This window comes from Brevibacterium ihuae (genome assembly GCF_900184225.1).
GTDB lineage: Bacteria > Actinomycetota > Actinomycetes > Actinomycetales > Brevibacteriaceae > Brevibacterium > Brevibacterium ihuae.
The window spans coordinates 1,705,549-1,731,765 of record NZ_FXWZ01000003.1; the positions used below are offsets into that span (position 1 = coordinate 1,705,549).

The 26,217-nt window shown below is 70.0% G+C and carries 20 protein-coding genes; 11 read left to right on the forward strand and 9 right to left on the reverse strand.

Annotated features, from left to right (window positions below):
• Nucleotides 1–47 precede the first annotated feature (47 nt).
• Entirely contained in the window at nt 48–641 is a 594-nt protein-coding gene (locus C1A17_RS12970) for a hypothetical protein (RefSeq protein WP_101653367.1), read from the reverse strand.
• Between the two features lie 13 nt (nt 642–654).
• Between C1A17_RS12970 and C1A17_RS14280 the strand changes: the two genes are divergently transcribed.
• Nucleotides 655–792: a hypothetical protein gene (locus tag C1A17_RS14280; RefSeq protein ID WP_180953330.1), complete on the forward strand. Its 138-nt coding sequence runs from the start codon at nt 655–657 to the stop codon at nt 790–792.
• A 12-nt stretch (nt 793–804) separates the two neighbouring features.
• Nucleotides 805–1,665, forward strand: a complete 861-nt coding sequence (locus C1A17_RS12975; RefSeq protein WP_101653368.1) for a hypothetical protein — start codon at nt 805–807, stop codon at nt 1,663–1,665.
• 805 nt (nt 1,666–2,470) lie between these two features.
• Here C1A17_RS12975 and C1A17_RS12980 read toward each other — a convergent pair.
• Complete coding sequence (locus C1A17_RS12980; protein WP_101653369.1) at nt 2,471–3,478, reverse strand: aldo/keto reductase family protein; 1,008 nt, start codon at nt 3,476–3,478, stop codon at nt 2,471–2,473.
• Between the two features lie 264 nt (nt 3,479–3,742).
• Between C1A17_RS12980 and C1A17_RS12985 the strand changes: the two genes are divergently transcribed.
• From C1A17_RS12985 to C1A17_RS14650, 3 genes are all read left to right on the forward strand, one after another.
• Nucleotides 3,743–4,360 carry an HIT family protein gene (locus C1A17_RS12985; RefSeq protein WP_101653370.1) on the forward strand — a complete coding sequence of 206 codons (618 nt, stop codon included), beginning with the start codon at nt 3,743–3,745 and terminating at the stop codon, nt 4,358–4,360.
• A gap of 202 nt (nt 4,361–4,562) precedes the next feature.
• Nucleotides 4,563–6,290 (forward strand): formate--tetrahydrofolate ligase, encoded by a 1,728-nt coding sequence (locus C1A17_RS12990; RefSeq protein ID WP_101653371.1) that lies wholly within the window; start codon nt 4,563–4,565, stop codon nt 6,288–6,290.
• Nucleotides 6,291–6,538: 248 nt separating this feature from the next.
• On the forward strand, nt 6,539–6,667 hold the full coding sequence (locus tag C1A17_RS14650; RefSeq protein ID WP_245873755.1) for a DNA polymerase V family protein: 129 nt from the start codon (nt 6,539–6,541) through the stop codon (nt 6,665–6,667).
• 208 nt (nt 6,668–6,875) lie between these two features.
• On the opposite strand, the gene C1A17_RS13000 is transcribed toward C1A17_RS14650, so the two are convergent.
• The 4 genes from C1A17_RS13000 to C1A17_RS13015 form a co-directional block, all read right to left on the reverse strand.
• On the reverse strand, nt 6,876–9,104 hold the full coding sequence (locus C1A17_RS13000) for an HNH endonuclease signature motif containing protein (RefSeq protein ID WP_146000641.1): 2,229 nt from the start codon (nt 9,102–9,104) through the stop codon (nt 6,876–6,878).
• A gap of 238 nt (nt 9,105–9,342) precedes the next feature.
• Nucleotides 9,343–10,179 carry a MetQ/NlpA family ABC transporter substrate-binding protein gene (locus C1A17_RS13005; RefSeq protein WP_101653374.1) on the reverse strand — a complete coding sequence of 279 codons (837 nt, stop codon included), beginning with the start codon at nt 10,177–10,179 and terminating at the stop codon, nt 9,343–9,345.
• Between the two features lie 136 nt (nt 10,180–10,315).
• A complete protein-coding gene (locus C1A17_RS13010) occupies nt 10,316–10,990 on the reverse strand; it encodes a methionine ABC transporter permease (protein WP_101653375.1) in 675 nt (224 codons plus the stop codon).
• Nucleotides 10,987–11,946, reverse strand: a complete 960-nt coding sequence (locus tag C1A17_RS13015; protein WP_101653376.1) for a methionine ABC transporter ATP-binding protein — start codon at nt 11,944–11,946, stop codon at nt 10,987–10,989. The genes C1A17_RS13010 and C1A17_RS13015 overlap by 4 nt, the downstream gene beginning before the upstream one ends.
• 293 nt (nt 11,947–12,239) lie before the next feature.
• On the opposite strand from C1A17_RS13015, the gene C1A17_RS13020 reads away from it, so the two are divergent.
• The 5 genes from C1A17_RS13020 (at nt 12,240) to C1A17_RS13040 (ending at nt 19,963) form a co-directional block, all read left to right on the forward strand.
• Nucleotides 12,240–14,390 carry an acyltransferase family protein gene (locus tag C1A17_RS13020; protein WP_180953331.1) on the forward strand — a complete coding sequence of 717 codons (2,151 nt, stop codon included), beginning with the start codon at nt 12,240–12,242 and terminating at the stop codon, nt 14,388–14,390.
• Nucleotides 14,391–14,582: 192 nt separating this feature from the next.
• Nucleotides 14,583–16,562: an N-acetylmuramoyl-L-alanine amidase gene (locus C1A17_RS14655; protein ID WP_101653378.1), complete on the forward strand. Its 1,980-nt coding sequence runs from the start codon at nt 14,583–14,585 to the stop codon at nt 16,560–16,562.
• Between the two features lie 193 nt (nt 16,563–16,755).
• The gene (locus tag C1A17_RS13030; protein WP_101653688.1) at nt 16,756–17,871 is read left to right on the forward strand and encodes a glycosyltransferase; all 1,116 of its coding nucleotides are present in this window, start codon (nt 16,756–16,758) and stop codon (nt 17,869–17,871) included.
• The gene (locus C1A17_RS13035) at nt 17,868–18,437 is read left to right on the forward strand and encodes a GtrA family protein (RefSeq protein WP_101653379.1); all 570 of its coding nucleotides are present in this window, start codon (nt 17,868–17,870) and stop codon (nt 18,435–18,437) included. Before C1A17_RS13030 ends, C1A17_RS13035 begins: the two co-directional genes overlap by 4 nt.
• Nucleotides 18,434–19,963: a hypothetical protein gene (locus C1A17_RS13040; RefSeq protein WP_101653380.1), complete on the forward strand. Its 1,530-nt coding sequence runs from the start codon at nt 18,434–18,436 to the stop codon at nt 19,961–19,963. Before C1A17_RS13035 ends, C1A17_RS13040 begins: the two co-directional genes overlap by 4 nt.
• Here the strand turns inward: C1A17_RS13040 and C1A17_RS14285 are convergent.
• From C1A17_RS14285 to C1A17_RS13055, 3 genes are read right to left on the reverse strand one after another with little or no spacing between them, the layout of a single operon-like run.
• On the reverse strand, nt 19,950–22,175 hold the full coding sequence (locus tag C1A17_RS14285; protein ID WP_101653381.1) for a DUF6716 putative glycosyltransferase: 2,226 nt from the start codon (nt 22,173–22,175) through the stop codon (nt 19,950–19,952). The two genes, C1A17_RS13040 and C1A17_RS14285, sit on opposite strands and share 14 nt — an antisense overlap.
• Nucleotides 22,175–23,590 carry a polysialyltransferase family glycosyltransferase gene (locus C1A17_RS13050; protein ID WP_101653382.1) on the reverse strand — a complete coding sequence of 472 codons (1,416 nt, stop codon included), beginning with the start codon at nt 23,588–23,590 and terminating at the stop codon, nt 22,175–22,177. The genes C1A17_RS14285 and C1A17_RS13050 overlap by 1 nt, the downstream gene beginning before the upstream one ends.
• On the reverse strand, nt 23,587–24,582 hold the full coding sequence (locus tag C1A17_RS13055) for a glycosyltransferase family 2 protein (RefSeq protein ID WP_101653383.1): 996 nt from the start codon (nt 24,580–24,582) through the stop codon (nt 23,587–23,589). The genes C1A17_RS13050 and C1A17_RS13055 overlap by 4 nt, the downstream gene beginning before the upstream one ends.
• Before the next feature lie 188 nt (nt 24,583–24,770).
• On the opposite strand from C1A17_RS13055, the gene C1A17_RS13060 reads away from it, so the two are divergent.
• Nucleotides 24,771–26,213, forward strand: a complete 1,443-nt coding sequence (locus tag C1A17_RS13060) for a hypothetical protein (RefSeq protein WP_101653384.1) — start codon at nt 24,771–24,773, stop codon at nt 26,211–26,213.
• Nucleotides 26,214–26,217 lie beyond the last annotated feature (4 nt).

The following is a 26,217-nucleotide window of genomic DNA, read 5'->3' on the forward strand; positions in this document are numbered from 1 at the left end:
CGCGCCAGAACCCTGCCGAGGGAGCAGGAGCTCGTGGAACGGGCAGCCTACTTCGCGTCGGACCAGGCGTAGAGCGCGCGGTAGATCTCCTGCGGAGAGCACCCGGTGCTGTCGGCCAGTTCGGTGATGACGGCGAGGTAGTCGCGGTACTCGATCCTGGCGGGGTTCTCCGAGCTCAGGTGGCCGGCGGCGTGCAGTGCGCTCACCGCGCGGGCGTCGAGGATCGCGAAGCGATCGGGGTACACCGCGGAGAGCAGCGAGCTCGCGAGCGGCACCCCCACTCCGTCGAGGGTGCGGAGGATATCCACGCGGAACCGGTCCGGGGTGTCCGAATCGATCGCGATCTCGGTGATGAACGCGACGTCGTCCTTGGGGTGGAGCTCGAGGCGGTTGAGGACCGCGAGGCCCTTCCACTCGCCGACCCGGAGGAAGCTCTTGCGCTTCGTCTTCCCCTTCTTGCGGGCCTTGGGGCCGTCCTTGGTCAGGACGCGCTTCTCGAGGTCGGTGACCTCGTAGCGCGGTGCATAGGTCTCGACGAAGGTCCGGTCGATGACCGGGGAAGTCCGGGATGCCGGGGCCGCCGCGGTCGATGACTGCGGCGAGGCCGCCGATGAGGACGGCGACGTTTCTTCCGTCTTCACCGACTGCGCTGAGGTGGTCGACGGCGCAGCTGTCGACTCCGGTGCGGAGGTCTTCGCGGGGGACGACTGCGGGGTGTCGGTCTTCTCCGCGGCGGGTGACTTCTCCGCCGTCTTCTCAGCGGTCTTCTCTGCCGCCGGCGCGGATGTCTGAGACGGAGTCGTCGTGGCGTCGGCCGCCTTCGACGCCGCAGTCTTCGCGTCGCTCGCCTTCGCTGGCGTCGTCGTCCCCGACTTCTGCGCGGCTGCTGTCTTCGCCCCGCCCGACGCCTGCGCAGTCGTCGTCTTCGCAGATGGCGCCTTCGCAGATGAGGTGGACTTCTTCGCGGACGATAGATCCGTGGCCGCCTCAGCCGTCTTCTTGGCGTCGGACTTCTTCGCGGCCTGTGCCTTCGCAGTGTCCTTCTTCGCAGCCGTGGCCTTTGCGCTCGTCTTCTTCGCGTCAGCGGTCTTCGGGCTCGACTTCTTCGCTCCGGCCTTCGTAGCGTCCTTCTTCGCCGACGTCTTCGAGGACGACGTCTTCGTCTTCGACGACGAGCCCGCCTTCGCCGATGAGCCGGCCTTCATCGACGTGGCCGCCTTTGCGGTGGACTCCTTGGTGCCGGACTTCTTCGCAGGTGCCGTCTTCGCGGACTTCTTCCCAGCGTTCTTCTTCGCTGTGGTCGCAGCGGCCGAACCCTTCGCTGGTACGCCTCCGGATCCGGCTTTCGCTGACGACGAGCGCTTCGCCTTCGACGACTTCGTGGGAGCATTCGTGGTCGACGTCTTCGATGACGCGGATTCTTCAGCCATGGATCAAGTCTACTCGCGCGTCACCTCGGGTGAAGGGGCTCGTGGCGGTGCGAGTCAGATGATCCCGAATGCTGATGCCACGGCGGAAGTTGTGAGGACGAGGCCGCCGAGGAGGCTCACGATGAGGAAGGTCCTGACCCCGCGTCGTCCGGGTGCATCCTGGCGAGTGCGCCGGGGTGCGACGCTCGCCGGGGTGGGCACGGCCGAGGACCGGGGGATGACGGGGATCCCGTAGAGATCGCGGGGGATGTCGCCGGGGGATGCGGAGTGCTGGAAGCGCTGCACAGGAACTCCTTCAGGGTGCGTTCTGATGCTGCACACCAGTCAAGTCCTCAACCGTGCATCCCGCGTGGCGGAGTTGTACCGGTTCCGACACATCGCCCTGGCGTCGAGCGGTCAGTTCTGGTTCGCATGCCCGGTCGGGGGTCCGGTCGAGTGGTCACTTCTGGTCGAGAAGGACGTCGAGTGGTCAGCTTCGGTCGAAATCCGAGCAGAAATCGACCGAAACTGACCACTCGCGACGTCAACTGACCACTCGATCCGTTTGGCGTCTCGACCCCGCCCGGCTGTACGGCCGTGGCTGACCATCCGACCCGTTTGGCCTCTCGAGCTGCACGGCTTCGGCCGACCCCTCGATCCTGGCTGGCCTCTCGAACCTGGCTGACTACTCGAAGCTTGGCTGACGATTCGGGCCTGACTGACAGCCCGAGCCCGGCTGATCACTCGAACCTGGCTTGCCTTTCGAGCCCAGCAGACAACCCTGGCCCGGCTGACGACTCGAGCGTGGCTCGCTTTTCGAGCCCGACTGACGACTCGACCGTGGGTGACCGCTCGAACCTGCCCGGCTGCACGGCTTCAGCTGACGACTCGAGCTCGGCTGACTGCTCGAGCGTGGCGGACCGCCCGACCCGGCTGACGACTCGAACCCGCCCGACCACCCGAACCCGCTGACCACCCGAACCCGCTGACCACTCGAGCCCGAGGACAACCCGATCGCCCAGAACCCGCATCCCGGGAAGAGAGCGAGAAGGCGCCGCCTCTCAGCTCGGGCGGGTGTCGGGGGAGACCGTCTTCTTCGGATCGGTGACCGCGAGGTGTCCGACGACCTCGTCGATACGGGAGAGCACCTCGGGCTCGAGCTTCACCCCGGCGGCACCGACGTTGTCGATAACCTGCTCGGGCTTCGATGCGCCCACGAGAGCGCTGGCGACGTTGTCGTTCGCCAGCACCCAGGCGACGGCGAGCTGCGCCATCGACAGACCGAGGTCGCTGGCGATCGGCTTGAGCTCCTCGACCCCGGCGAGCACCTCGTCGGTGAGGTAGCGCTTGATCGTCTCCGCGCCGCCGCCCTTCTCGTCGGTCGCCCGTGATCCGGCGGGCAGCTCCGCGCCGGCGGCGTACTTGCCGGTGAGCACGCCCTGCGCGATCGGCGACCACACGATCTGGGAGATGCCGAGCTCCTCGCAGGCGGGGATGACCTCGGCCTCGATGACGCGCCACAGCATGTTGTACTGCGGCTGCGAGGAGATCAGCTGCACGCCGAGGTCCTTCGCCAGCGCGTGGCCGGCGCGGATCTGGTCCGCCGTCCACTCGCTCACCCCGATGTAGAGGGCCTTGCCCTGCCGGACCACGTCGGCGAAGGCCTGCATGGTCTCCTCGAGCGGGGTCTCGTAGTCGAAGCGGTGCGCCTGGTAGAGGTCGACGTAGTCGGTGCCCAGCCGCCTGAGCGAGCCGTTGATCGACTCGAGGATGTGCTTGCGCGACAGGCCGGAGTCGTTGTGGCCGCGCGGCCCGGTGGGCCAGTAGACCTTGGTGAAGATCTCCAGGGACTCGCGCCGCTGCCCGGCGAGCGCGTCGCCGAGCACCTGCTCGGCGCGGGTGTTGGCGTAGACGTCGGCGGTGTCGAAGGTGGTGATGCCGGCGTCGAGCGCGGCGTGCACGCACTGCGTGGCGATGTCGTTCTCCACCTGGGAGCCGTGGGTGAGCCAGTTGCCGTAGGTGATCTCCGAGATCTTGAGACCGCTGTTGCCGAGATACCGGAATTCCATGTGTTCCTCCTGCTGGTGAGGGTGGGTGCTCACGGGTGCGCGAGCGCATGCGTGCCATGTGCGAGCCTACCGAGGCGACGGCACCGCGGAAAGGGTGCCGGGCCTCAGCCGTGGTCGGGGCGCTGGGCCAGAGTGACGCCGGTGCCGGTCCGGAATCCGGGGAAGAGTCCGGTCAGCGGCGGTGCCGTTCGGCCTCGGGCAGGCTCGCGCGCCATTCACCTCGGCGACTGCTGCCGGTCATCGCCGCTCGTATACTCGCTCACTGTGAACACCTCGCAGACCCTCACCCCGCAGACCACGCTCGAGGCGACGAGCGTGCGCCGGCCCGAGGTGCAGGCGCAGTACCAGCACGACGTGCTCGAGGAGAAGGCGATCTTCCCCGAGCGGCGCCCCTGCGCGATGGGGAAGATGATCCGCAAGGCGCGTGACGCCGGTCTCACCGATCCGAGCGAGCCGATCCTCGGCGAGAACATCTACCCTTACGCGCACTTCGCCGACCAGGAGGTCCTCCGCCACCAGCTCCTCACCCCGAGCTACCACGTGCCCGACATCGACGACCTCCGCGAGATCGACCCGGTGGCGTGGGAGAAGTTCTACCTCGAGCAGGGCGCGCTGCGCCGGGCTGGGCGCGCAATCTTCATCCACGGCCTGGGATCCTCGGCGATGTCGGTCGCCGCCCACGTGCACGCCCACGTGTTCACGCTGGGCGCGAAGATCTCCGTCTTCGACTACGACCAGGAGGAGCAACGGGTGCGGATCCGCGCCGGCGACTGCTGGCTCGTCGACACCGAATCGGGAGAGCCGCTGCCTGCGCCCGAGCCCTGGGAGCCGGAGGCCAGCGTGTGCGACCACGTCTACCAGGACCGATTCGGCTGGGCCTGAACCGCGCTCCGTCCGAGGCGCCCCGCGTGAGCTGAGACGTGCCGTGCCGCCGTCGGTGCCCGCGGTCGAGCCGGGTGGAGGGGAGGCGTCCGAGACTGTGCCCGTCGCCGGAGCGCTGTGGCCGGGCTGGCCGGGAAGCACTCTGCGAAACGAGCGCATCGCTCATCTGTGTTCGATGGGGTGGTCCGGGCATACTGGGCTCATGTCGACTGATATCGAGATCGCGTCCCGCGCCGAGCTCAAGCCGATCGGTGAGATCGCCGCGTCGATCGGGCTGAGCTATGAGGACATCGTGCCCCATGGTCACCACGCGGCGAAGCTGCCGCTGGGCGTGCTCGCGACCGGGGCCGAGGCGGTCGCCGCACCCGGCAGGCTCGTCCTCGTCACCGCGATGAGCCCGACGCCTGCCGGTGAGGGCAAGACGACGACGAGCATCGGGCTTGCCGATGCGTTCGGACACCTTGCGCGCGAGGAGAACTGGCCGGCGGTCGAGGGCAAGGCGCCCGCAGTGCTCGCGCTGCGCGAACCGAGCCTCGGCCCGGTGTTCGGGATGAAGGGCGGGGCGGCCGGCGGCGGCTGGGCGCAGGTGCTGCCGATGGAGGACATCAACCTCCACTTCACGGGTGATTTCGCCGCGATCGCGCTCGCGAACAATCTTGCGTGCACCATGCTCGACAACCACATGCACTTCGGCAATGAGCTCGACATCGACCCGCGCCGGATCCTCATCCGCCGGGTGGTCGATCTCAACGACCGCTCGCTGCGCCAGGTCGCGATCGGGCTCGGCGGTTACAACGGCGGGATCCCGCGTGAGGATGCCTTCGACATCGTCGTCGCGAGCGAGGTCATGGCGATCTTCTGCCTGGCGACCTCGCTCGACGACCTCAAGGAGCGCCTGGGCCGCATCGTCGTCGCCCGGACCCGTGCGAAGAAGGCCGTCACCGTCGACGACCTCGGCGCGGCCGGGGCGATGACCGCTCTGCTGCGCAACGCGCTGCGGCCCAACCTCGTGCAGACGATCGAGCACACGCCCGCCTTCATCCACGGCGGACCCTTCGCGAACATCGCCCATGGCTGCAACAGCGTGCTCGCCACGGCCGCCGCTCGCCGGTTCGGCCACTGGGCGGTCACCGAGGCCGGGTTCGGCGCGGACCTCGGCGCGGAGAAGTTCCTCGACATCACCATGCGGGCGATGGACTCGTGGCCGGACGCGGCTGTGCTCGTGGCGACCGTGCGCGCTCTCAAGTACCACGGAGGGGTGGCGCGCGCCGACCTCGAGCGCGAGGATCTGACCGCGCTGGAGGCGGGCATGCCGAACCTCCGTCAGCACGTGAAGAACCTGCGCGAGGTGTTCGGCGTACCCACCGTGGTGAGCATCAACCGCTTCCCCAGCGACACCGATGCCGAGATCGACCGGCTCATCGAGCTGCTCGCCGCCGAGGGGGTCGCGGCAGTGCCGGCGACGCACTGGGCCGACGGCGGCGCGGGCGCGGTCGACCTGGCGCGAGCCGTCATGGGCGCCGTCGATGCGGCCGACTCGGAAGGCGCTCCGGCCGAGCCCCGGTACGCCTACGACCTCGACGGTTCGCTCGCGGAGAAGATCGAGTCGATCGCGGTTCGCACCTACGGTGCCGCCGGCATCGACATCCCGGCCGCCGTGCAGCGGAAGCTCGACATGTTCGCCGAGGAGGGATTCGGGGGTCTTCCCGTGTGCATCGCGAAGACCCAGTACTCCTTCTCGACCGAGGCTGCGCGGCTCGGCGCACCGACCGGGCACATCCTCACCGTCCGCGATGTCCGGCTGTCGGCCGGAGCGGGATTCGTCGTCGTCATCTGCGGCGAGATCATGACGATGCCGGGTCTGCCGCGCAGCCCTGCGGCGCTGCGGATCGATGTGGACGACGACGGACGGATCACCGGGCTGTTCTGAGGCGGGGAGCAGCAGTGCTCTGAGGCAGGGATCAGCAGCGTTCTGAGGCAGGGAACGGCAGTGGCGTGAGGCGGGAAACGATCGTGCCCATGAACGGTCGGCGGCGCTCTCCTCTCGGGTGCATCCTCGGGTGCAGCGGTCTGGCGGTCGCGGTCATCGTGGCGCTCGTCGCCGCCGCAATCGTCTGGTTCGTAGTTTCGGGACGTACCGGCGTCACCGAACCGGGTGACGAACCCCCAGGCGATTCGATGCCGTGGGACTCGGACGATGAGGACGATCCCGGCTCCGGTGACGAGGACGATCCCGGCTCCGGCAATGAGGACGACACCGACGACGGTGGCGAGAACGAGATGCTCGGAGACGACTCCGACGACTGAGCGACGGATCGAGATCAGGATTCTGGGGCGTGCCCCGGACCGGATACCCGAAGGGCTCAACTCGAGATCAAGATCCAGGGCGTTCCCCGGACCGAGCGCTCTCACCCCGGACAAGGCGCTCGAAATCGTCACCCCGGATCGGCGCCGAATACGGTCACACCGGACAAAGCACCCAATACGGTCACACCGGCCAAGGCGCTTGAAAAGGTCACCCCGGGCCGGCGTCGGCGTCGAACAGCGGCAGTTGGACATCGTCCAACTGAGCGCGGAACTTCGAGTGGTGGATCGGGTGCTGCAGCGGATCGATGTCCGGCGGCGGGATCCACGCGGGCAGACCGCGGGCCATGACCGACTCCCAGCCGTATCGTTCGTGCCAGTGATGGTGGAAGGTGCACACCTGCGTGAGGTTCGACAGGGCGGTCGGCCCGCCCCGTGCATGCGGGATCATATGGTGCGAATCGCACCATCCGGGTGGGGCGTCGCAGTCGGGGAAGGTGCATCCGCGGTCCCGAGCGGTGAGTAGCGCGACCTGCGTGGCGCTCGCGAACCGACTCTCGGTGCGAACCCGAGCGGGGCGAGCACGTGAACCCATCGAGTGGTAGAAGAATTTGCCGGCGGCGGACAGTCGGAGGAGGTCCTCGAGCCGGATCGGCGTGCCGTACTGCGTCTCGACCTCGGCTCTGCCGGCCGCGAGCTGCTCGGCTGTCGCGGTGACAACGACGGCGTACGCCCCATCGTGCGCGACCCGGTCCCGGGCGCAGCGTGTCATGAGATGGCTGAACCGATCGTGCCGTCGCACCCCGGGTGGACGCGTGTCCGGCAGCAGGGGAGTTGCCTGATCGGTCGCCATCGGTTTCGGTGAACCGATCCGCCCGGCCGTCGACGGGGCGAAGCCGGTGCGCGGATCGGTGGAGCTGGTCGCGCGATCACACCAGCCCGGACGGTTCGCCCGTCCCGCTTCGGTGCTCGCCCCGCCCTCGCCAATGGATGTCCCAGTTCCGTTGGTGCTCGCACCGCGCTCGCCAGTGCACGTCGCGCCCCCGTCGGTGCCAGCCCCACCGTTGGCAGTGCACGTCCCGCTCCCGTCGGTGCTCGCCGTGGACCAGCGCTCGTCGAGGAGGGAGCGCAGCATCGTGCCGGAGACTGCGTCGAGCAGACCGGTCAGCCGCCAGTCGCCGTTGGCGAGCGGCGCCACCGTGACGTGATAGGCCTCCGGATCCGTCTCGTCACGCGGGCAGCGGCCGTCCGGGTCGACATGATCGACGATGCGGCGGCCGAGCACCGGGATGTCTTTGACCTGGAGGTCCCGGGACGACTCGAGCAGGATCTTCTCCGCGGCCGCCCGGTGCAGGCTGCGGAGAGTGGGCGGGAGCTTCGTCACCGACCGGGTGATCGCCTCGACCTGGTCGGTGGAGACGGCGCTCGACCGCAGGGCCTCGGCGAGCAGCGGGTACTCGGGCTCCATGAGACCGCCGTCGAGTCCCACCCGCTCGCCGACGTTCCGCGCGAGGGCATCCCGACGGTTGGCTTCCCGCGTCGACAGCTTGAGGCGCTCCTGCAGCAACGCCCGGGCGGAGCGTGCGCCGTACTTCTCCGGCACGCCTTCCCGGTGGAAGCGCGAGAGGAGCGAGGCCTGGATGGACTCCGTCACGCGATTCATCGCCTCGATCGCGGAGAGTGCCGACATGGTGTCCTCCGCAGATGCGGCGCGTCCGCCATCGCGGATCTCCCCTTCGAGCGAGCGCAGTGAATCGATCATGCCCAGCAGCTCGGGGAAGACGGTGCGGACGCGATCGAGATCTGCTCGCTTGAGCAGTGCGGGCGCCGGGTTCGCGGTGGGGTGCTCGAGCACGGAAGGGTGCTCGGACTCGTCAGGGCGCACGGAAGGGCGGTCGCTGGTTCCACCGAGGAGGCGAACGTCGTCGGGATGTGAAGTGGACGCAGTGAAGGTGGTGGGCGTGCTGCCCGGGGGGACCACCGCGCGGCCGTCTGAGGGCTCGTGTGCGGACCAGTCGCAGACACCGCTCTCATCGACGAGCTCGACCGGGCAGAGCACCGTCGCCATGTCGACCACCTCCCGTGTCTGTGTGATGCGGTTCCAGAAGTGGTGATCCACATTTGGAGATTCGTCAGCATCCGGTACCGCCGCCATGTTCGATTCCATTCTAATATCGAGCATCGTCAAAAGCAAGTGTTGTACGAATACAATTTCGAACGAGAACCTCATGGTGCCGCCCGCGTACCCGAATGGATGGTGTCTGCTCCGAGGTCGTAGCGCCGAGGTCCTCGTCCCGTGCCCTTCGCGCTGAACTATCTGCCTCGGAGTCCTGCGCCGCGGGGCCTGTTCGACAATTTGGAGGTGTGCCCGGAGACGCGGAATCGCGCTCGCCGAGTTGCCCGCCGTACACAGCAGATGAACGCCGGAGGGCCTGCGCACCGTACTGGTGAGCAGGCCCTCCGGAGGTTCGGAAAATCCCTTCAGGGGAGGTGACGATTCGAATCAGTCTGAACCAGTCTGAACCGACCGGACCCGTCCAGAACCGACCGGAACCGACCGGAACAGGTCCGATGCGTTCGGCACCGGCTACCCTCCCGTACACAGGCGGACCGGCGCACACAGGGCCGCGACCATCGACGGTCACGGCCCTGTGTGCGCAGCGCGGGTGCGGTCCGGATCAGAACGCCGGGATGACCTCACCCTGGGGCCAGGTCTCCTCGATGAACGTCCGCACGGAGTCGTCGTGGGCGATCTCGTTGAGCTTCTGGATCGCCTCGTTCTCCTCGTCCCCGGCGCGCACGACGAGGATGTTCTGGTACGGGTTGTCCTCCGGGGTCTCGACGAGCAGGCCGTCCTCCTTGGACGACAGGCCCGCGTTGAGGGCGTTGTTGCCGTTGATCACCGAGGCGTCGGTGTCGGCGAGGGTGCGCGCGAGCTGGGCGGCCTCGGCCTCGATGAACTCGAGGTTCTTGGGGTTCTCCGCCACGTCGTGGATCGTCGCGGTGATCGGGTCGACTCCGTCGGCCAGGCTGATGAGCCCGTTGTCGGCGAGGAGCTTGAGGGCGCGGCCCTGGTTGGCCGGGTCGTTGTTGATGCCGATCGAGGCGCCGTCGGGCAGGTCCTCGACGGAGCCGTGCTTCTCCGAGTAGAGGGCGAAGGGCTCGATGTGGAGGCCCTGCTCGAAGTGGTACAGGTCGTAGCCCTGTCCCTCGCGCTCGGAGTCGAGGTACGGCAGGTGCTGGAAGTAGTTCGCGTCGAGCTCCCCGTCGACGAGCGCGCGGTTGGGCAGCGAGTAGTCGGTGAACTCCTTGATCTCAAGGTCGAGGCCGGCGTCGGCGGCGAGGTTCTCGTCGATGAAGCGCCAGATGTCGCCGTGCGGGGTGACCGAGGTGCCGATGGTGAGCGTGGTGACGCCGCCGGACTCGGTGCCGACCTCGTCGGAGCCGCCGGTGAGGCCGCAGCCGGTGAGGGCGAGGACGGAGGTCGCGGCGAGCGCTGCGAGGGTGAGCTTCATGGTTCTCCTTGGATGAGGAAGGGCGGATCGGATCGGTGGAACGGATGGTCGGTGGTGGGCGGGCTGGCGGTGCGGTGGCTCGCGGTGCGGTGCCGCGGGCGAGGGGCAGAGCGCCGCGGGGCGCGGGCGCGACCCCTCAGCGGTGGTCGACGAGGCGCGCCAGGCGGTCGCCTGCGAGCTGGATCAGCCCGACGAAGGCGACGAGCAGGACGACGCAGGCGAGCATGACGTCGGCCTGGTAGCGGTTGTAGCCGTAGGAGATCGCGAGGTCGCCCAGGCCGCCGCCGCCCACCGCACCGGCCATCGCGGTGTAGTTGACGAGAGCGACGGCGGTCACCGTGGCGCCGCTGATGAGTCCCGGGAGCGCCTCGGGGACGAGCACCTGGCGGATGATCTGCCCGCGCGAGGCGCCCATCATCTGCGCGGCCTCGACCTTGCCGCCGGCGACCTCGTGGAGCGAGATCTCGACGAGCCGGGCGTAGAACGGGATCGCGCTGATGGTGAGCGCGACGACCGCGGCCTGCCAGCCGAGCGCGGTGCCGACGACGAACCGGGTGAACGGGATGAGCGCGATGATGAGGATGATGAAGGGGATCGAGCGCCCGATGTTGACGATCGTCGACAGCACCTGATGGAGGACGGCGTTCGGGGCGAGCGAGTGCTTCGTGGTGACGAACAGCCAGATGCCCAGGGGCAGGCCGATGAGGATCGCGATCGCGGTCGACCACGCGGTCATCGCGATCGTCTCGCCGAGCGAGGGCAGGAGCTCGACGGTGATGGCGGGGTTGTCGAACCAGGTGGGCGTGTTCATCGGGTCACCTCCGCGTGGATGCCGGCGGCGTCGAGGTCGGCGACGAGAGCGCGGGCGGCGCCGGGGTCGCCCACGGTGAAGCGGAGCCGGCTCACCGGGGAGCCGGTGATCGTCTCGATGGCACCGGAGTCGATGTGCGCGTCGGCCGAATGCCGGTCGACGATGTCGAGCAGCCGGCGCAGCGGCACGTCGGTGAGGAGCACCTCGATCGCGGTGCCCTCGCCCGCGCCGCCCGGAGGCAGCGGGAGGAGCTCGCGCCCGAGGGGGGAGTCGGTGTCCCGGATGACGTCGAGGAGGGTGCCGGTGCGGGCGATCCGGCCGTTCTCCAGCAGGGTCACCGAATCGCAGACCTCGCGCACCACCGACATCTCGTGGGTGATGATGAGAACGGTGATCCCCAGGCGCTCGCGGAGCGAGCGGATGAGCTCGAGGATCTGCCGGGTGGTGCCGGAGTCGAGCGCCGAGGTCGGCTCGTCGCACAGCAGGATGCGGGGATCGGCGGCGAGCGCGCGGGCGATCCCGACGCGCTGCTGCTGACCGCCGGAGAGCTGGGCGGGGTGGTTGCCCGCCCGGTCGGCCAGGCCGACGACCTCGAGGAGCTCCTGGGCGCGGGCGCGGCGCTCGCGCTTGCCCGTCCCGGCGATCTCGAGCGGGTGCTCGACGTTGCCGAGCGCGGTGCGCGAATCGAGGAGGTTCGCGTGCTGGAACACCATGCCGATGTTCCGGCGGGCGCGGCGGAGCTCTTCGCCGCGGCGGCCGCTGATCTCGACGCCGTCGATGGTGACCGTGCCGGCGGTGGGCCGCTCCAGGCCGGTGAGGCACCGGATGAGGGTCGACTTCCCGGCGCCGGACCGGCCGACGATGCCGTGGATCTCGCCGGCGGGCACGGACAGGTCGATGTTCTCGAGCGCCACGGTGCCGGCGAACTCCTTGCGCAGACCGCGCAGTTCGATCACGGGTACTCCTCGGATGTGCAGGGGGATGGTGTCCTCGGGGGTGCGGGCGCGCGCGGATGACGACGGCTCGCACCGAGCCGCCTTCCATGCTCGACCAGCGCGGGGGAGCGGACGGCGGCGAATGACACGAAACGACGCATTTCGGCGCGGAAGTCGCCAAGGTCACATTACGAGTGCCGTAGAATCGGGCAGTCGCACCGTCGTCCCGGGGCCGCCTCATGCTCCGGCACGGCGACCCGCCCGCTGCGATCCACGACCCCGTCACCACCGAGGAAGACCGTCCGCCCGCCACCATGACCCGCCGCTTCCGTCCCGAGATCCAGCTCCTGCGCGCCGTCGCCGTGAGCGCCGTCGTCCTCTACCACCTCAATCCCGCCTGGCTGCCGGGCGGGTTCGTGGGCGTCGACGTGTTCTTCGTGATCTCCGGCTACCTCATCACCTCGCACATCCTCCGCGAGATCGAGGTCCGCGGGCGGCTCTCGCTCCTCGAGTTCTGGACCAACCGCGCTCGGCGGATCCTTCCCGCGGCCACCGTCGCGATCCTCGTCACCGCCGTCGCCGCCCCGTTCTTCCTGCCCGCCACGCAGTGGACGGACACCGCGATCCAGGGGATCGCCTCGGCGTTCTACGTGCAGAACCTCGTGCTCGCCGGGAACTCGGTGGACTATCTCCAGCAGGACGTCGCCGACACCCCGTTCCAGCACTTCTGGTCGCTGTCGGTCGAGGAGCAGTTCTACCTCTTCTGGCCGCTGCTCGCGCTCCTCGCCTTCGTCCTCGCCCGGCCGCGCACCGGCAGCCGGACCGGCGGACAGGCGGCGGCCCGGCATGCGGCGCGCGCCGGCCGGTCGCCCGCGACGCGCGGCGCCCGACCGGTCGAGGTGCTCGTCGACCCGCGACGCTACCGCACGGTGGCCTTCGCGGTGTTCGGCGTCGTCGTCCTCGCCTCGTTCGTCATCAGCGTCCTCGAGGTGAACGCCGCCGACCCGGCGGCCTACTTCGTCACCTGGACCCGGGTGTGGGAGCTCGGCATCGGCGGCCTGCTCGCCTGCGTGCTCGGCGACCCGCGCCGGGCTCCGCTCCTCCGCAGCGTCCTGGCGCTCGTCGGCCTCGGGGCGATCGCTGCGGCCTGCATCCTCTACACCGGCGCGACCCCGTTCCCCGGGCTCGCGGCGCTCCTCCCCACCCTCGGCTGCGCGGCCGTCATCGCCGCCGGCCGCACGACGGGACCGGGTTCGCTCACCCCGCTCGTCGACTCGCGCCCGGTGCAGCGCCTCGGCGCCTGGTCGTACTCCCTGTACCTGTGGCACTTTCCGGTCATCGTCTTCTACGTCGCCGTCGCCGGCGCGCACCCGGGATTCGTCGACGGGATCGGGCTCGCCGCGATCTCGCTCGTCCTCGCGGTCGCGAGCCACCGGTTCGTCGAGGAGCCCGTCCGGCGGAGCTGGACCCTGCAGCGCCACCGCTGGCTCACCGCCGAGGCCGCCGTCGCCGCGATGGCGCTCGCCGCGGTCGTCGCCGTGGTCCCCCAGGGCGTGCTCGCCCTCCAGTCGGAGGAGGACGCCGGGGACATCGAGACGCTCGTGCAGACCCTGCCGGAGTCGGCCGGTGCCGGCTCGATGGGGGAGACCGACTACGCGCAGTACGCCGACGGGTTCGCCGGCATCATCGCGCCGCCGCCCGTCGAGGCTCGCGATGACAAGCCGGAGTTCCCCGAGTGCGCCGACGTCCCGAACGGGGCCACCGCGACGTCCACGGCCGAATGCGTCATCGGGAACCCCGAGGGCTCCCGCTCGCTCGTCGTCGTCGGGGACTCGCACGCGGCGATGTGGATGCCGGCGGTGCGGGATCTCGCAGAAGGCACGGACTGGAAGGTCACGGTGTTCCTTCACGACTCGTGTCCGTTCAACGCCGAGCCGCGCGGCTACGAGGTCGGCGGCGAGCTCGAGTGCACGACCCCGAACGCGCGGACGCTCGAGCGAGTCCTCGCCATGGACCCGGACAAGGTCTTCACGACGAACTACAACGCCGCCGACATCGCGCCGGACAGCACCGAGGAGGTGCCCGGCACCCAGGGCTACGTCGACGTCTGGCAGCCGCTGGTCGATGCCGGGATCGAGGTCCTCGCTCTCGAGCCGACGCCGCTCCCGCCCACCGACGAACGCCTCCCCGACTGCATCGCCGCGCATCCGGATGATCCGGAGGAATGCGGGTTCCCTCGCGACGGGACGTACGAGGGGGAGCGGCTGGGTGCTGCGATGCGCGCCGCCGCCGAGCGGGTGCCCGAGGTGCGGCTCGTCGGCCTCCATGACAGCTTCTGCACCGAGGACTTCTGCCCGGCGCTCGTCGGCTCGGTCCTCGTCTACCGGGACGCGAACCACATCACCGGCCTCTACGGCCGGACCGTTGCGGACACTCTCGACGAACGGCTGCTCGGGCTGCGCTGATCGCGGCCCTGCTCGGTTGAGCATTTACCATCGCAGTTCTGCAATTCCTCGCCAGTAGCGTCACGATCGGGTAACGATGACTCCCCGCATCGGGACTGCGGGCGATCCGTCAGGTGATCCAGGTTTCAATGGTCCGTGATCATCCGAATCGATCTCCGCACCCGCAGTGGTGCGTTCGGAAGGACCCTTCCCATGTCGCTCGGACATCTTCTGACGACCTCCACCGCACTCGCCGCTGCCGGCGTGCTGCTCGCCGGACCGGCGCTCGCAGCTCCCGGGACTGCCGGCTTCGACCTCCGGCCCGTGGAGCCCGGCGCATCGGTGTTCTCCGATGGCGCCGCCCCGCGCTTCGACAACTCGAGCGCCGAGGTGCACCGAACCACCGAGCTGACCGCTCCGGACCGGACCGTCACCATCGATGTCGACGCGACGGCCGTCGTCGGCGTCACCTGGGACGGGGAGAACCCGTCCGCCGAGTACCGCGTCAAGCAGGACGGCGAATGGCAGAGCTGGCACGCGGTCCCGGTCGAGGACGGCGCCGGTCCCGAACCGGGCAGCGCCGAGGCCGCGGGTGCCGTCGATGGCACGGAGCCGCTCGCGGTCACCGACGCCGAGCAGATCCAGATCCGCTCCGAGGAGCCCGCCGCCGACACCGACGACATGCGCGTCGACGTGTTCTCCGCCGAGCCCACGACCGCGGACCAGGAGATCGCCGACTCCGTCGAGGAGCCGACCCAGCCGGCCCCCACGCCGTCGGAGCCCGAGCTCCCGCGCGGCGATTCGGACGAGGGCACGCCCGGCGAGCCGTCCGCCCCGGCCGAGGAGGCGGAGAAGCCGCGGATCAACGGCTCGAACTACACCGCCGCACCGTCCGGCGCCGCCGGCGGCGCGTCCGCACAGACCGTCGCCTCGACCACGGGCCTGGGTTCCTTCGTCAGCCGCAAGGAGTGGGGTGCGAACGAGTCGCTCAAACGGTGCGAGTCGGACACCACCTCGGTCAACCGCGCGGTGACGATCCACCACACCGCCGGCGCCTCGAGCTACAGCAAGTCGCAGGTGCCGGGCATCCTGCGCGGCATCCTGTCCTACCACACGCAGAGCCGCGGTTGGTGCGACGTCGGCTACAATATGCTCGTCGACCGCTTCGGCACGATCTACGAGGGCCGCGCCGGCGGCGTCGACCGCGCGATCGTCGGCGCGCACGCCGGCGGCTTCAACACCTCGGCGTTCGGCGTCGCGGTGATGGGCACCTACTCGAGTGCCACCCCATGGAGCGCACTCGGCGCGATCGACCGGATCGTCGGCTGGCAGGCCGCGCTCTGGGGCTACGACCCGACTACCAAGGTCACCATGACCTCCGGCGGCAGCACCCGCTACCCGAGCGGCCGCAAGGTCTCGCTCAACCGGGTGTTCGGCCATCGTGACGTGTCGACGACCGACTGCCCCGGCAACGGCCTGTACTCCCAGCTCAGCCGCTTCCGCACCAACGGCAAGAAGGAGGCCGCGAACATGGTGCTGTTCCCCGTCGCCGGCGCGATCGGCAACTACTACCGGGCGAACAACGGCATGGAGCGCCTCGGCGCGCCCAATACTCGAGAGTATGGCGGGCTCAAGGAAGGCGGTGCTTACCAGCAGTTCCAGCGCGGAACCATCCATTGGACCAGAGCCACAGGCGCGCACGCGACGCAGTACGCGATCCGTACCGCGTGGAGCAAGCGCGATTGGGAGAACGGTCGACTCGGATACCCGACCACCGATGAGCGGAAGGGCCTGAAGCACGGCGGTTCCTACCAGAACTTCCAGGGGGGCTCCATCCACTGGTCGAGCGCGACCGGTGCCAACCCCACGTGGGGCGGGATCCGCAACGCCTGGCGCTCCACCGGCTGGGAGAACGGAAAGCTCGGCTACCCGCGCTCATGGGAGCAGGGCGGTCTGAAGAACGGAGGCGCTTACCAGTCATTTCAGGGTGGAGATATCCATTGGTCCCCGGCCACCGGCGCCCACCCCACGTGGGGCGGCATCCGCACGGCCTGGGGTAAGCAGGGCTACGAGAACGGCCGACTGGGCTACCCGACCTCCGCGGAGTACCAGCGGAACGGGGTCACCCGGCAGGACTTCCAGGGCGGGTTCATCGAGTGGCGCGGCGGCCGCGCCCACATCACCCACCGCTGACCGACCGGATGCGGGGCCGGTGCCGGAGGTTCCCGGTACCGGCCCCGCGCCGCGTCCGCGCGCCTGACACGCGCCGCCGCGGACGGATCGGGGCCGTCCCAGGCCCTAGACTTGGCGTCATCAGACCATCTGCCGTCCCGCCCGCACCCGGGCCGGCCGCGGGAACACCGAGGATCGGGGATCAATGCCGTCGATGACCGACACCGGCGCGCTGCGGATCGCGGCGATCGTGCCGTGCCACAACGAGGAGATCACCGTCGAGAAGGTCGTCACCGACCTCAAGGCGGCGGTCCCGGGCATGACCGTGTACGTCTACGACAACAACAGCACCGACCGCACCTCCGAGCTCGCCGCACGGGCCGGCGCCATCGTCCGCCAGGAGCGCTTCAAGGGCAAGGGCAATGTCATCCGGCGGGCGTTCGCGGACATCGACGCGGACCTCTACGTCACCATCGACGGCGACGACACCTATGAGGCCGCCGACCTCCCCGGCATGATCGAGCTCCTCCTCTCCGGCCCCTACGACCATGTGCTCGGCGTCCGGCAGGACACCCAGGACACGTCCTCCTACCGTCCCGGGCACGAGGCCGGGAACCGGATGTTCAACCGCCTCACCGGGTGGCTGTTCAAGTCCGAGGTCTCGGACATGCTGTCGGGCTACCGCGTGTTCTCGCGGCGGTTCGTCAAGTCGTTCCCCGCGATCAGCAAGCAGTTCGAGATCGAGACCGAGCTCACCGTCCACATGATGGCGCTGCGCCTGCCGTGCGCGGAGTACCCGATCGGTTTCCGGGACCGGCCGGAGGGCAGCGAGTCGAAACTCTCGACGTTCGGCGACGGGTTCCGGATCCTCGGACTCATCGGCTCGCTCGTCCGGCACGAGCGCCCCACCCTGTTCTACGGGATCCTCACGCTGATCTTCGCCCTGCTCTCCGTGATCCTCGCGATCCCGCTCGTCGTCGAGTACGCGCAGACCGGGCTCGTGCCGCGCTTCCCCACGGCGGTCCTCGCCGCCGCGCTCATGGGCCTCGCCTTCCTCATGGGGTCCGTGGGCCTCGTGCTCGACGGCCTGCGCCGCGCCCGCCGCGAGTCCGCCCGCCTGCGCTACCTGTCCCTCGACCCCGCGGTGGAGACCAACCCCGCGCCCGTCCCGGTGCGCTCGCCGCTGCCGGGAACCTTCACCGAGAGCGACGTCGTCGGCCCCACGCTCGACGACCCCGCCGCGCGGACGGAGTACGCCCGGGAGATCCCGCACCGCACCGCCGCTCGGGCAGGTCAGCAGCCGGCGCAGGGACCGACGACCGCCGGATGATGCATCGCCTGCCCGCCCGCTGGCGCTCGCTCGCAGCCGAGGTCTTCCGCTTCCTCATGGTCGGCGGGCTCGGCTACATCGTCGACGTCGGACTGTCGAACCTGCTCGTCTACGGGTTCGGGCCGTTCGGCATCCCGGCGCTCATGTCGGACAGCCCGCTCAAGGCGAAGATCATCTCCACCATCGCCTCGGTCGTCGTCGCCTGGCTCGGCAACCGCCTGTGGACCTACAGCGACCGGCAGGTGGGCTCCAACCTGCGCGGCATCACCCTGTTCTTCGTCGTCAACGCGATCGGCATGGTCATCGCGGTGCTCCCGCTCGGCGTCACCTGGTACCTGCTGGGCCTGCGCGATCCGATCAGCTATAACATCTCGACGAACGTCATCGGGATCGGCCTGGCGATGGTGTTCCGGTTCTACGCCTACCGCACCTGGGTGTTCAAGAAGCACCCCAAGGCGGAGACGATCGAGCTCGACATCATCGTCCCCCCGACGCTCGACAGCCCCCACCGGGACGCCGCACCCGAGCAGCCGGCCCCGGCGCCCGGGCGCAGGGACGCCCGGTGACGGGCTCTCCGACGCGCCTCGAGGAGACCGGGCTGCTGCGCGGTGCGCTGAGCCGGCCCTGGATCTGGGACGCGCTCACCGCGGTGCTCAGCGGCCTCCTCGCCCTCGCTGTCGTCCGCGTCTACTACCCGGGGCGGGCGAACGTCGACATCGCCTCCCAGGCCCGTCAGGCGCTCGGCGAGGAACCGTACTCGGATTGGCATCCACCGCTTGTCTCCGCGGTGTGGGAGACTCTCATCGACCTCACCGGGGAGATCGGCTCCCTGCTCGTCGTCCAGGTGGGTTTGCTGTTCCTCGCCGCCTGGCTCCTCGCCGCTCTCCTCCACCGGCGGACCGGCCGCCGTGCGCTGTCCCTGCTGGGAGTCGCGCTCCCGCTGCTCCCGTGGGCGCTGAGCCAGATCGGGATGCTGTGGAAGGACACGCAGATGGCGGTGGCGCTCCTGCTGGCCGTCGTCCTCCTGTTCCTCATCCGGCCCGAGCGGCGGCTGAGCCTGCTCCTCCTCGTCCCCTCCGGCCTCCTGCTCCTGTTCGCGATCGGGGCGCGGAAGAACGCGGTGTTCGCGATCATGCCGATCGCGGTGTACATCGCCTGGCTCCTCCTCCGTGCGGTGTTCCGGTCCCACGGGTACCGGCCCGCCGCGGTGCCGGATGCTGCCGGGTCGACGTCCGGCGCGAGCACCGACAGCGCGGAGTCCGACGACTCCAGCCCGCTGCCGCGGTTCGCCGCCCGGCGCCTGCTCGCACTCGCCGGCGCTTCGCTCGCTGTGCTCGCCGTGCTCGGCGCCGGGACTGTCGGCATCGACCGGGTGCTCGTCGCCACCAAGGACGTGCAGTCGACGGGGCAGATTTCGCAGATCATGCTCGACGACGTGATGTTCTCCGTGCCGGAGTCCGAGCTCCGCGCCGCCGACGCCCCGGACGAGCTCAAGGAGCGGATCAGCGGCGCGCGCGACGTGTGCATCGAGATGGGCGAGATCTGGGACGCCTACTGGAACTGCTATGGGCGCGGGATCGGGGGCAAGGGCTTCGCCCCGATCGAGCATCGCGAGGAGCTCACGAGCCTGTGGTTGCAGACCGTGCCGACCCACCCCGTGCGCTATCTCGAGTACCGGATGGCGGTGTTCTCCCACTACTTCTTCAGCTCGCGGTTCGAGTACTGGCCGATGGAGTGGGACGGGGACGCCTCGACCGTCGGGCTGGGCGAGGGCTCGCGGAACGGCGAGTACATCATCCGCCCCTACGTCGAGGACTTCGCGCTCGGTACCTTCCCCATGCTCTTCAAGCCGTGGTTCTGGTTCGTCGGCGCCGTCGTGTGCCTGGCGCTGCTGCCCCGGCTCCGGATGCTCCGGGCGGAGATCGCGATGCTCTCGACCTCGGCGCTGTGCTACATCCTGGGCTACATCCCGATCGTTCCGGCCAACCACTTCCGGTACACGTACTGGCCGGCGCTCGCCGTCACCGCAGCCCTCGTCCTCGTGCTCGCCGCGTGGCGCACCCGGCGGCCGAGTCCGCTCAGGACTCCTTGAGCCACCGTCCGGCGGCCCGCGCACGGTTCGCCACCGCCCGGTAGGCGGTGACCACCGGTGCGGGCGCCATCGTCCGGAGCTCGGCGCGCACGCGGCGCAGGTCCTGCACCCGGGCGGCGCGTCGGAGATCGGGGAGCTGCTCCTCGCGGGAGCGCACCGCGAGCAGGGTCACCGCGTCGACGAGCTCGGTGTTCGGCTCCTGGAAGTAGTTCTGCCTGAGCCAGTCCCGGGTGGGGAACCCGATCCGCCCGTCCACCATGTCCGCGAGCGAGCCGATGATCCCGGAGTCCTCGAAGGCGAGGTTGAGCATCTTCTCGCTCACCCCGAAATCGTCGAGGATCAGGGTCGGCAGTCCGCGGTCGATCGCCTCGAGGGCTGCGGTGGACGACACGGTGACGAGCGCGGAGCCGGGAGTGAGGAAGAGCGACATCGCGCCGACCGCGGTGGTGAGCTCGCCCTCGGCGAGGCGACCGTCGGCGACGAGCTCGTCGATGAGCGCGAGGTAGGTGAACTCCTCGTGGTGGGTCTCCTGCTCACCCGGGCGCGAGCGCACCTTGACGATGACCTCGGACTCCGGGTGCCGGCGTCGGTACTCGGCGAGCGCGAGGAGGATCCGGATCCGGTCGGCGCGCTCGACGGGCACCTTGGCCTGGGTGGCGAACACGATCCGGTCCGGGGCGTCGGCCGGGTCGAACTGCGGGTCGGGCGGCTCGACGGAGGACAGGAGGGGCAGCCGGGCGACGACGACCTCGACGGGCACGCGCACCTTCTGCGTGACGAACTCGTACTCGGCGCGCTCGTGGTGCGAGTGGGTGATGAACATGTCCCCGATGCGCCGGTAGCGCATGCCCTTGCTCGTCGCGGGCAGGCCGACGCCGGGGAGTCCGGACACGAGGCCGGGGCGCCGGGGCAGACGCGCCGCGGAGGCATAGATCTGCTGGACCACCGGGCCGGTGGCGGCGGCGAGGACGACGTCGGGGACGATCCGAGCGAGCTCGTCCTCGAGCTCGCGGCGGGCGATCACCGGGATCTCCCGGCCCTCCCATGAGGAGCCGATGAGCGCATTGCGGATCTGCTCCCCGGTCGGGAGGATCGGGCTCTCCATGAGCCACAGCTGGGCATCGAACCCGGGTCCGAGCGCATCCATCGTGCGGGCGGCCCACTTGAGGTAGGACTCGCTGTCGGACACGGCCACGACGCTGAAACGACTCATTCGGTCAGTGTATCCGCGGGGTGCGGCGGACCGATTGAGGTCCCGGCGGAGCGCGTCGGGGGCGCTTCCGGTCCACCAGTCCTGCGGGATCGGGCTCACCCGGATGTCGGGAGAGTCCATGGTCAGGGCGAGGTTCGCGGCGGCCGTGGTCGGCAGGCTGAGGAGGCGGGCGCCCCGCGGGGCGGCGGCGAGGCGGAGCTCGACCGGCAGGCCCGCCGGATGGACGGTGATCCCGGGCAGCGCGGCGATCGCCGCGAGGTCGGCCGCTCGCTCCCGGCGGTGCGGCAGGTAGGCGCACGTGGTGTCCGCCGCGACGGATCCCACCCAGTCGAGGTAGGCGGCGGGGTCGATGAGTCCGTCCGCGGCGAGCGAGGACCCGAGGACGATCGTCCCGGGCAGGTCGGGGGTCGTGAGGTCGAGGGCCCGGAGCCGGTCGAAGGTGTGCCGGTCGAGCGTCCCGCCGGCCGCGGCGAACCGGGATCCGAGGTCCGGGGCCACGGAAAGGGCGGTGGTCCACGTCAGCCGCCCGGCCCGGAGGAGCCCGCGGAGGCGGAGGGCGGCGGTGAGCGCGAGGGCGCGCCGGGCGGGGGAGAGGCGCTGGCGCGCCCGCTGCAGGGGCGCGGGCCGGGCCGCGGTGAGGAGGCGGACCGCGTGCTCGGTGGCGAGGCCGTCGTCGATAAGGGTGACCCGTGGCGGGAGCGGGAACCGGCGGCGCGCGAGGGCGGCCTGGAACCGCCCCGAGCAGGGATCCCCGAGCAGCAGGCGGTCGACCGGGGCGGCGGCTCCCGTGCCGGAGGACGCCAGCGGCGCGGTGGGGCCGTGCAGTCCGGTGCGCAGCGTCGTGCCCGCGGGCAGCCACGCTCGATCGAACCGGTCGAGGAACTCGGCGATCCCCGGGGCATCGCCGCGCACCTGGATCTCGAGCTGCTCACCGGGGTGGGCGGCCTCGAGGGCGGAGAGCAGCTGGAGAGGGGACTCGACCCAGGCGAGCGCCGCCATCAGGAGCGCTCGCGCGAGCCCGGCAGGCGTGAGCGGAGCCGCTGCCTCCCCAGACGCAGTCCGACCCCGCCGAGGCGCCGGGCGATGGTCTTGGGATTGCGCGTGGGGCGCAGACCGCCGGGCAGGCCGAGCTTCATCAGCCGGCGCTTCTTGAAGTACCGCATCTCCGGGGTGCCGGCGGTGAGCGCGAGGACGTTCTGGGCGACCGGGCGGAGATCCTGCGCGATGATCGGCTGCATGCAGTACGCGACCGCCTCGACGAGCGATTGGAGCTCGGCGGCCTGCGCCGCGCTGAGCTCGGCGGCGCCGGTCCGGTCGAGCCGGTCGATGATGGTGAGCGGCACCCGGTTGGAGTTCTGGTACGGCGCGATCCGGTCGAGCAGGAGCTCGGTGCCGACGGTCGCGGTCTCGATGCCGTAGATCGCGCGGGCGGTGGCCAGCGCGGTGGAGAACACCCCGATCATCAGGCGCGGTTGCAGCCGGTGGAGGAGCACCTCGGTGATGATCGGCGAATCGATCACGGTGAGTGCGATGCCGTGGGAGGCGGCTGCGGCCTCGAGGACGGCGCGTGCGGAGTGGGGTGCGGCAGGATGCGGCTTGAACACCACGGCGGTGCAGCCCGACCGGGCCGCCTTCTCGATCATCTCGAGGTGGAGCGCCTCCTCCTCCTCGAAGGTGATGAGCCCGAGCGCGGAGAGGTACTGTCCGACGGCGAACGCGGTGTCGGCCCCGTCGAGGTCGCCGACAAGGGCTGCGACCTCGTCGTCGAGAGCCGCGGCGAGCTCGTCGACGACCGCGGTGAAGGCGCTGCCGGGCACGAAGCCGGGGTGGATCCCGTACTCGCGGAGCAGCAGGGGGCGGAGACCCTCGACGAGCGGCAGGCAGTGGAGCTCGGTGAGCCTCTGCCCCATGCCGAGCGGGATGCGGCTGCGCGTGGGACCGTAGCTCATGAGCCCGTCGGCGTGCACGCGGATGAACGCGTCGGAGAACACCCGGCTCAGGGCGATCGCGGGATTGACCTGGGGCGATTCGAGGACGAGCTCGACCTCTTCCGCTCCGAGATCCCATTCCTTCCGGATCAGCCGCTGGAGCATGGGGAGATCGCGCTCCGCCGGGGACCACGACGACGGGTGCTGCGGGGCGATGAGGTCGTTGAGGACGAGCACGCGGTCGAAGCGTTCGAGCAGAGTCTCGGCGCCCGGGGTGTCGGTGAGCCCGGTGGCCTGCTCGATGACGAGCGCGTTGTTCGATGCGAGAAGGATCCGCTCGGAGATGTCGAGCGGATCCCGGGCGGGCTCCTCCCCGGGGGTGCGGAGCACTGCGGGGAGGACGCGGGTGTCGTAGGCGCCGGAGTCGATGCCTGCGGCCAGGCACACGAGTTCGAAGAACGTCGAGGCGAGGAAGATCTGTTTCATCGGATGAACTCCTTGACGAGCTCCGTGCGGTGGGGCATGAACTGGAAGACGGCGAGGCGTCGGGGCCGGCGGGAGCCGAGGAACTGCTCCTTGAGGATCGGCCACGGCAGCTCGGCCGACACCCTGCGCGCGCCTTCGGCGATCCGCCGGGTGAGCTCCGGATCCGACTGTGCGAAGCGCTCGGCCTGATGATGGAGGATTGCGAGCCAGTTGCGCACCGCCTTGGGCATGAATCGCTCGGATTCGGGATCCCGGTCGACGAGGGCGAAGATCTGCTCGAACGCCTCGATGAACAGGAGCTGGCGGTGGTCGAGCACCTGGCTGAGCGAGGTGGTGAGGCCGCGCCGGTAGCAGATCCCGGGGACGTCGACGACTGCGAACGAGCCGGCGTTGAGATGGAGGTTCCAGATCCAGGAGCGATCCTCGGCGGTCATGAAGTCGGCGGGGAACCGGAGCATCCCGGAGTCGGCGAGCCGCCGGTGGAACATCCCCGCCCAGGCGAACGGGTAGTCGACCATCGTCGAATCGTGGACCGGGAGGATGCCGACGCGGGGATCGAGCGCCCGGTTGCGGATCGCCATCGGGGCGCGCCGCAGCTCGCGGGAGCCGCCCTGGACCTGCACGTGATCGCAGCGGACGAAATCGACGTCGAGGTGACGGATCGCCGCGAGCGTGCGCGACAGATGATCGGGGGCCAGCCAGTCGTCGCCGTCGAGGAACGCGATGTGCTCCCCGGTCGCGATGTCGAGGCCCATGTTCCGGCCGTTCGCCAGGCCGACGGCCGTCGGGTTGGTGATGACGGTGAAGTCCGGGAAGGCGGGCCCGAACTCCGCGAGGAGCTCGGGCGTCTCATCGACGGACCCGTCGTCGACGAAGATCACCTGGGTCCGGTCGAGGTCGAGCGACTGCTGGTGGAGCGATCGGAACATCGTCGCGAGATACGGTGCGCCGTCCTTTGCGGGGATGATGATGCTGAGCTGCGGTCTGGGCACGTCGGATCTCCCTGGCATACTGATGGACACCACAATCGTACCGACCGGCGGGGCGGATCGGATCGGGTGCCGCTCCCGGTGATCGACCCGACCGCCGGCCCGATCGGTCGGGGAGCATGCGAGGACGATGAAGAATCCGCTGAAGGCGCCCTGACCCGGGCGCCGGGACCGGTGATCGCGGCGGTCCGGTGACCGCCTTCCTCCAGCGCGTCGCCATCGACCGCCCCGTTCCGTTCGAACGCGGGCAGTGGGTCTGGCTCGGGTGCGTGGCGGCGATCGCCGGCGTTCTGGCCGCCGTCCTCGCGGTGGCGGTGTACCCCGGCGGGATGACGAAGGACAGCTACTTCCAGCTCGCTCAGGCGCGCGGCAGCGTCCCCTTCAACGACTGGCACCCGGTCGTCATGAGCGTGATCTGGAGGGCGCTCATCGCACTCACCGGCTCGATCGGCGCGATGGCGGTCGCGCAGATCGCCGTGGCCTGGCTCGTCGCCGTTCTGCTGTCGTGGTTCCTGCTCGCGGCATCGGGGAGCCGCATCGTGTCGCTCGGCGGGCTGCTCGTCCTCGTGCTGCCGAACTCGGTGAACATCCTCGGGACGGTGTGGAAGGACACCCAGATGGCGCTCGCCCTCGGCCTCGCCGTGGGGTGCCTGCTCCTCGCGCGCATGTGCAGGGGAGGGAGCAGCTGCCGGGTGCTGCTCGGGACGGCGTTCGCAGCCCTCGTGTACGCCACCCTCGTCCGGAAGAACGCGGTGCTCGCGGTGCTCCCGCTGCTGCTCCTGGCCTCGGTGCTCCGCGTGCGGCTCCGCGGCGCTGTCACCCTCCGCCGCGCAGCTGCGACCGGTGCCGCTGCGCTCGCGGTGCTCGGCGGCGCGGTGCTCGGCATCGGGAGTGCGGTGAGCGCGGCCACCGGGGCGACGTCGAACAGCCAATTCACCCAGGTCATGCTCGACGACCTGATCTTCGCCGTGCCGCCCGAGTCGATCGCGGCGAGCGAGAAGGCCCCGCCCGAGCTCATCGGCAAGCTCGCCGTCGCCCGCGCCGAGTGCCGCGAGAAGGGCGTGATCTGGGACGCGTACTGGGACTGCTACGGTGCCGGTGCGAACGGCCGGGGGTTCACCGCGATCGAGCACGTCGACGAGGTCTCCGCCCTGTGGTTCGAGCAGATCCCTCGGCATCTCCCGGAGTACATCCGGTACCGGCTCATGACGACCGGGGAGCTGCTGTCGACCTCGGATCTCGAGTTCGTCATCACGGCGGAGGACGCCGAGCACGGGGTCCCGCCGGCCGCACCCGAGCTCGATCGCGGCCTCGCGGCCTACGTCATGGGTGGCGCGGAGGGCTGGGGCGCATGGCTGTTCCGCGGCTGGTTCTGGCTGGTGCTCGGAGTCGCCGGTTGCGCGATCGCGCTCAGCCGATGGCGACCGTCGCCGACCGCCGGGATGATCTTCCTCTCCGGCATCCTCTACCTCGTGGGATTCTTCCCCACGGCTCCGGCGGCGGACTACCGGTACATCTGCTGGTCCGCGCTCTCCGTGGTCATCGGCGGGCTCGTGCTGCTTGCGGAGATGGTCCGGGACCGGCGGGCCGCTCGGTCCGAGGCGGCCGCCGCAGAGAGCCCGGAGGCCGGCTGAGACG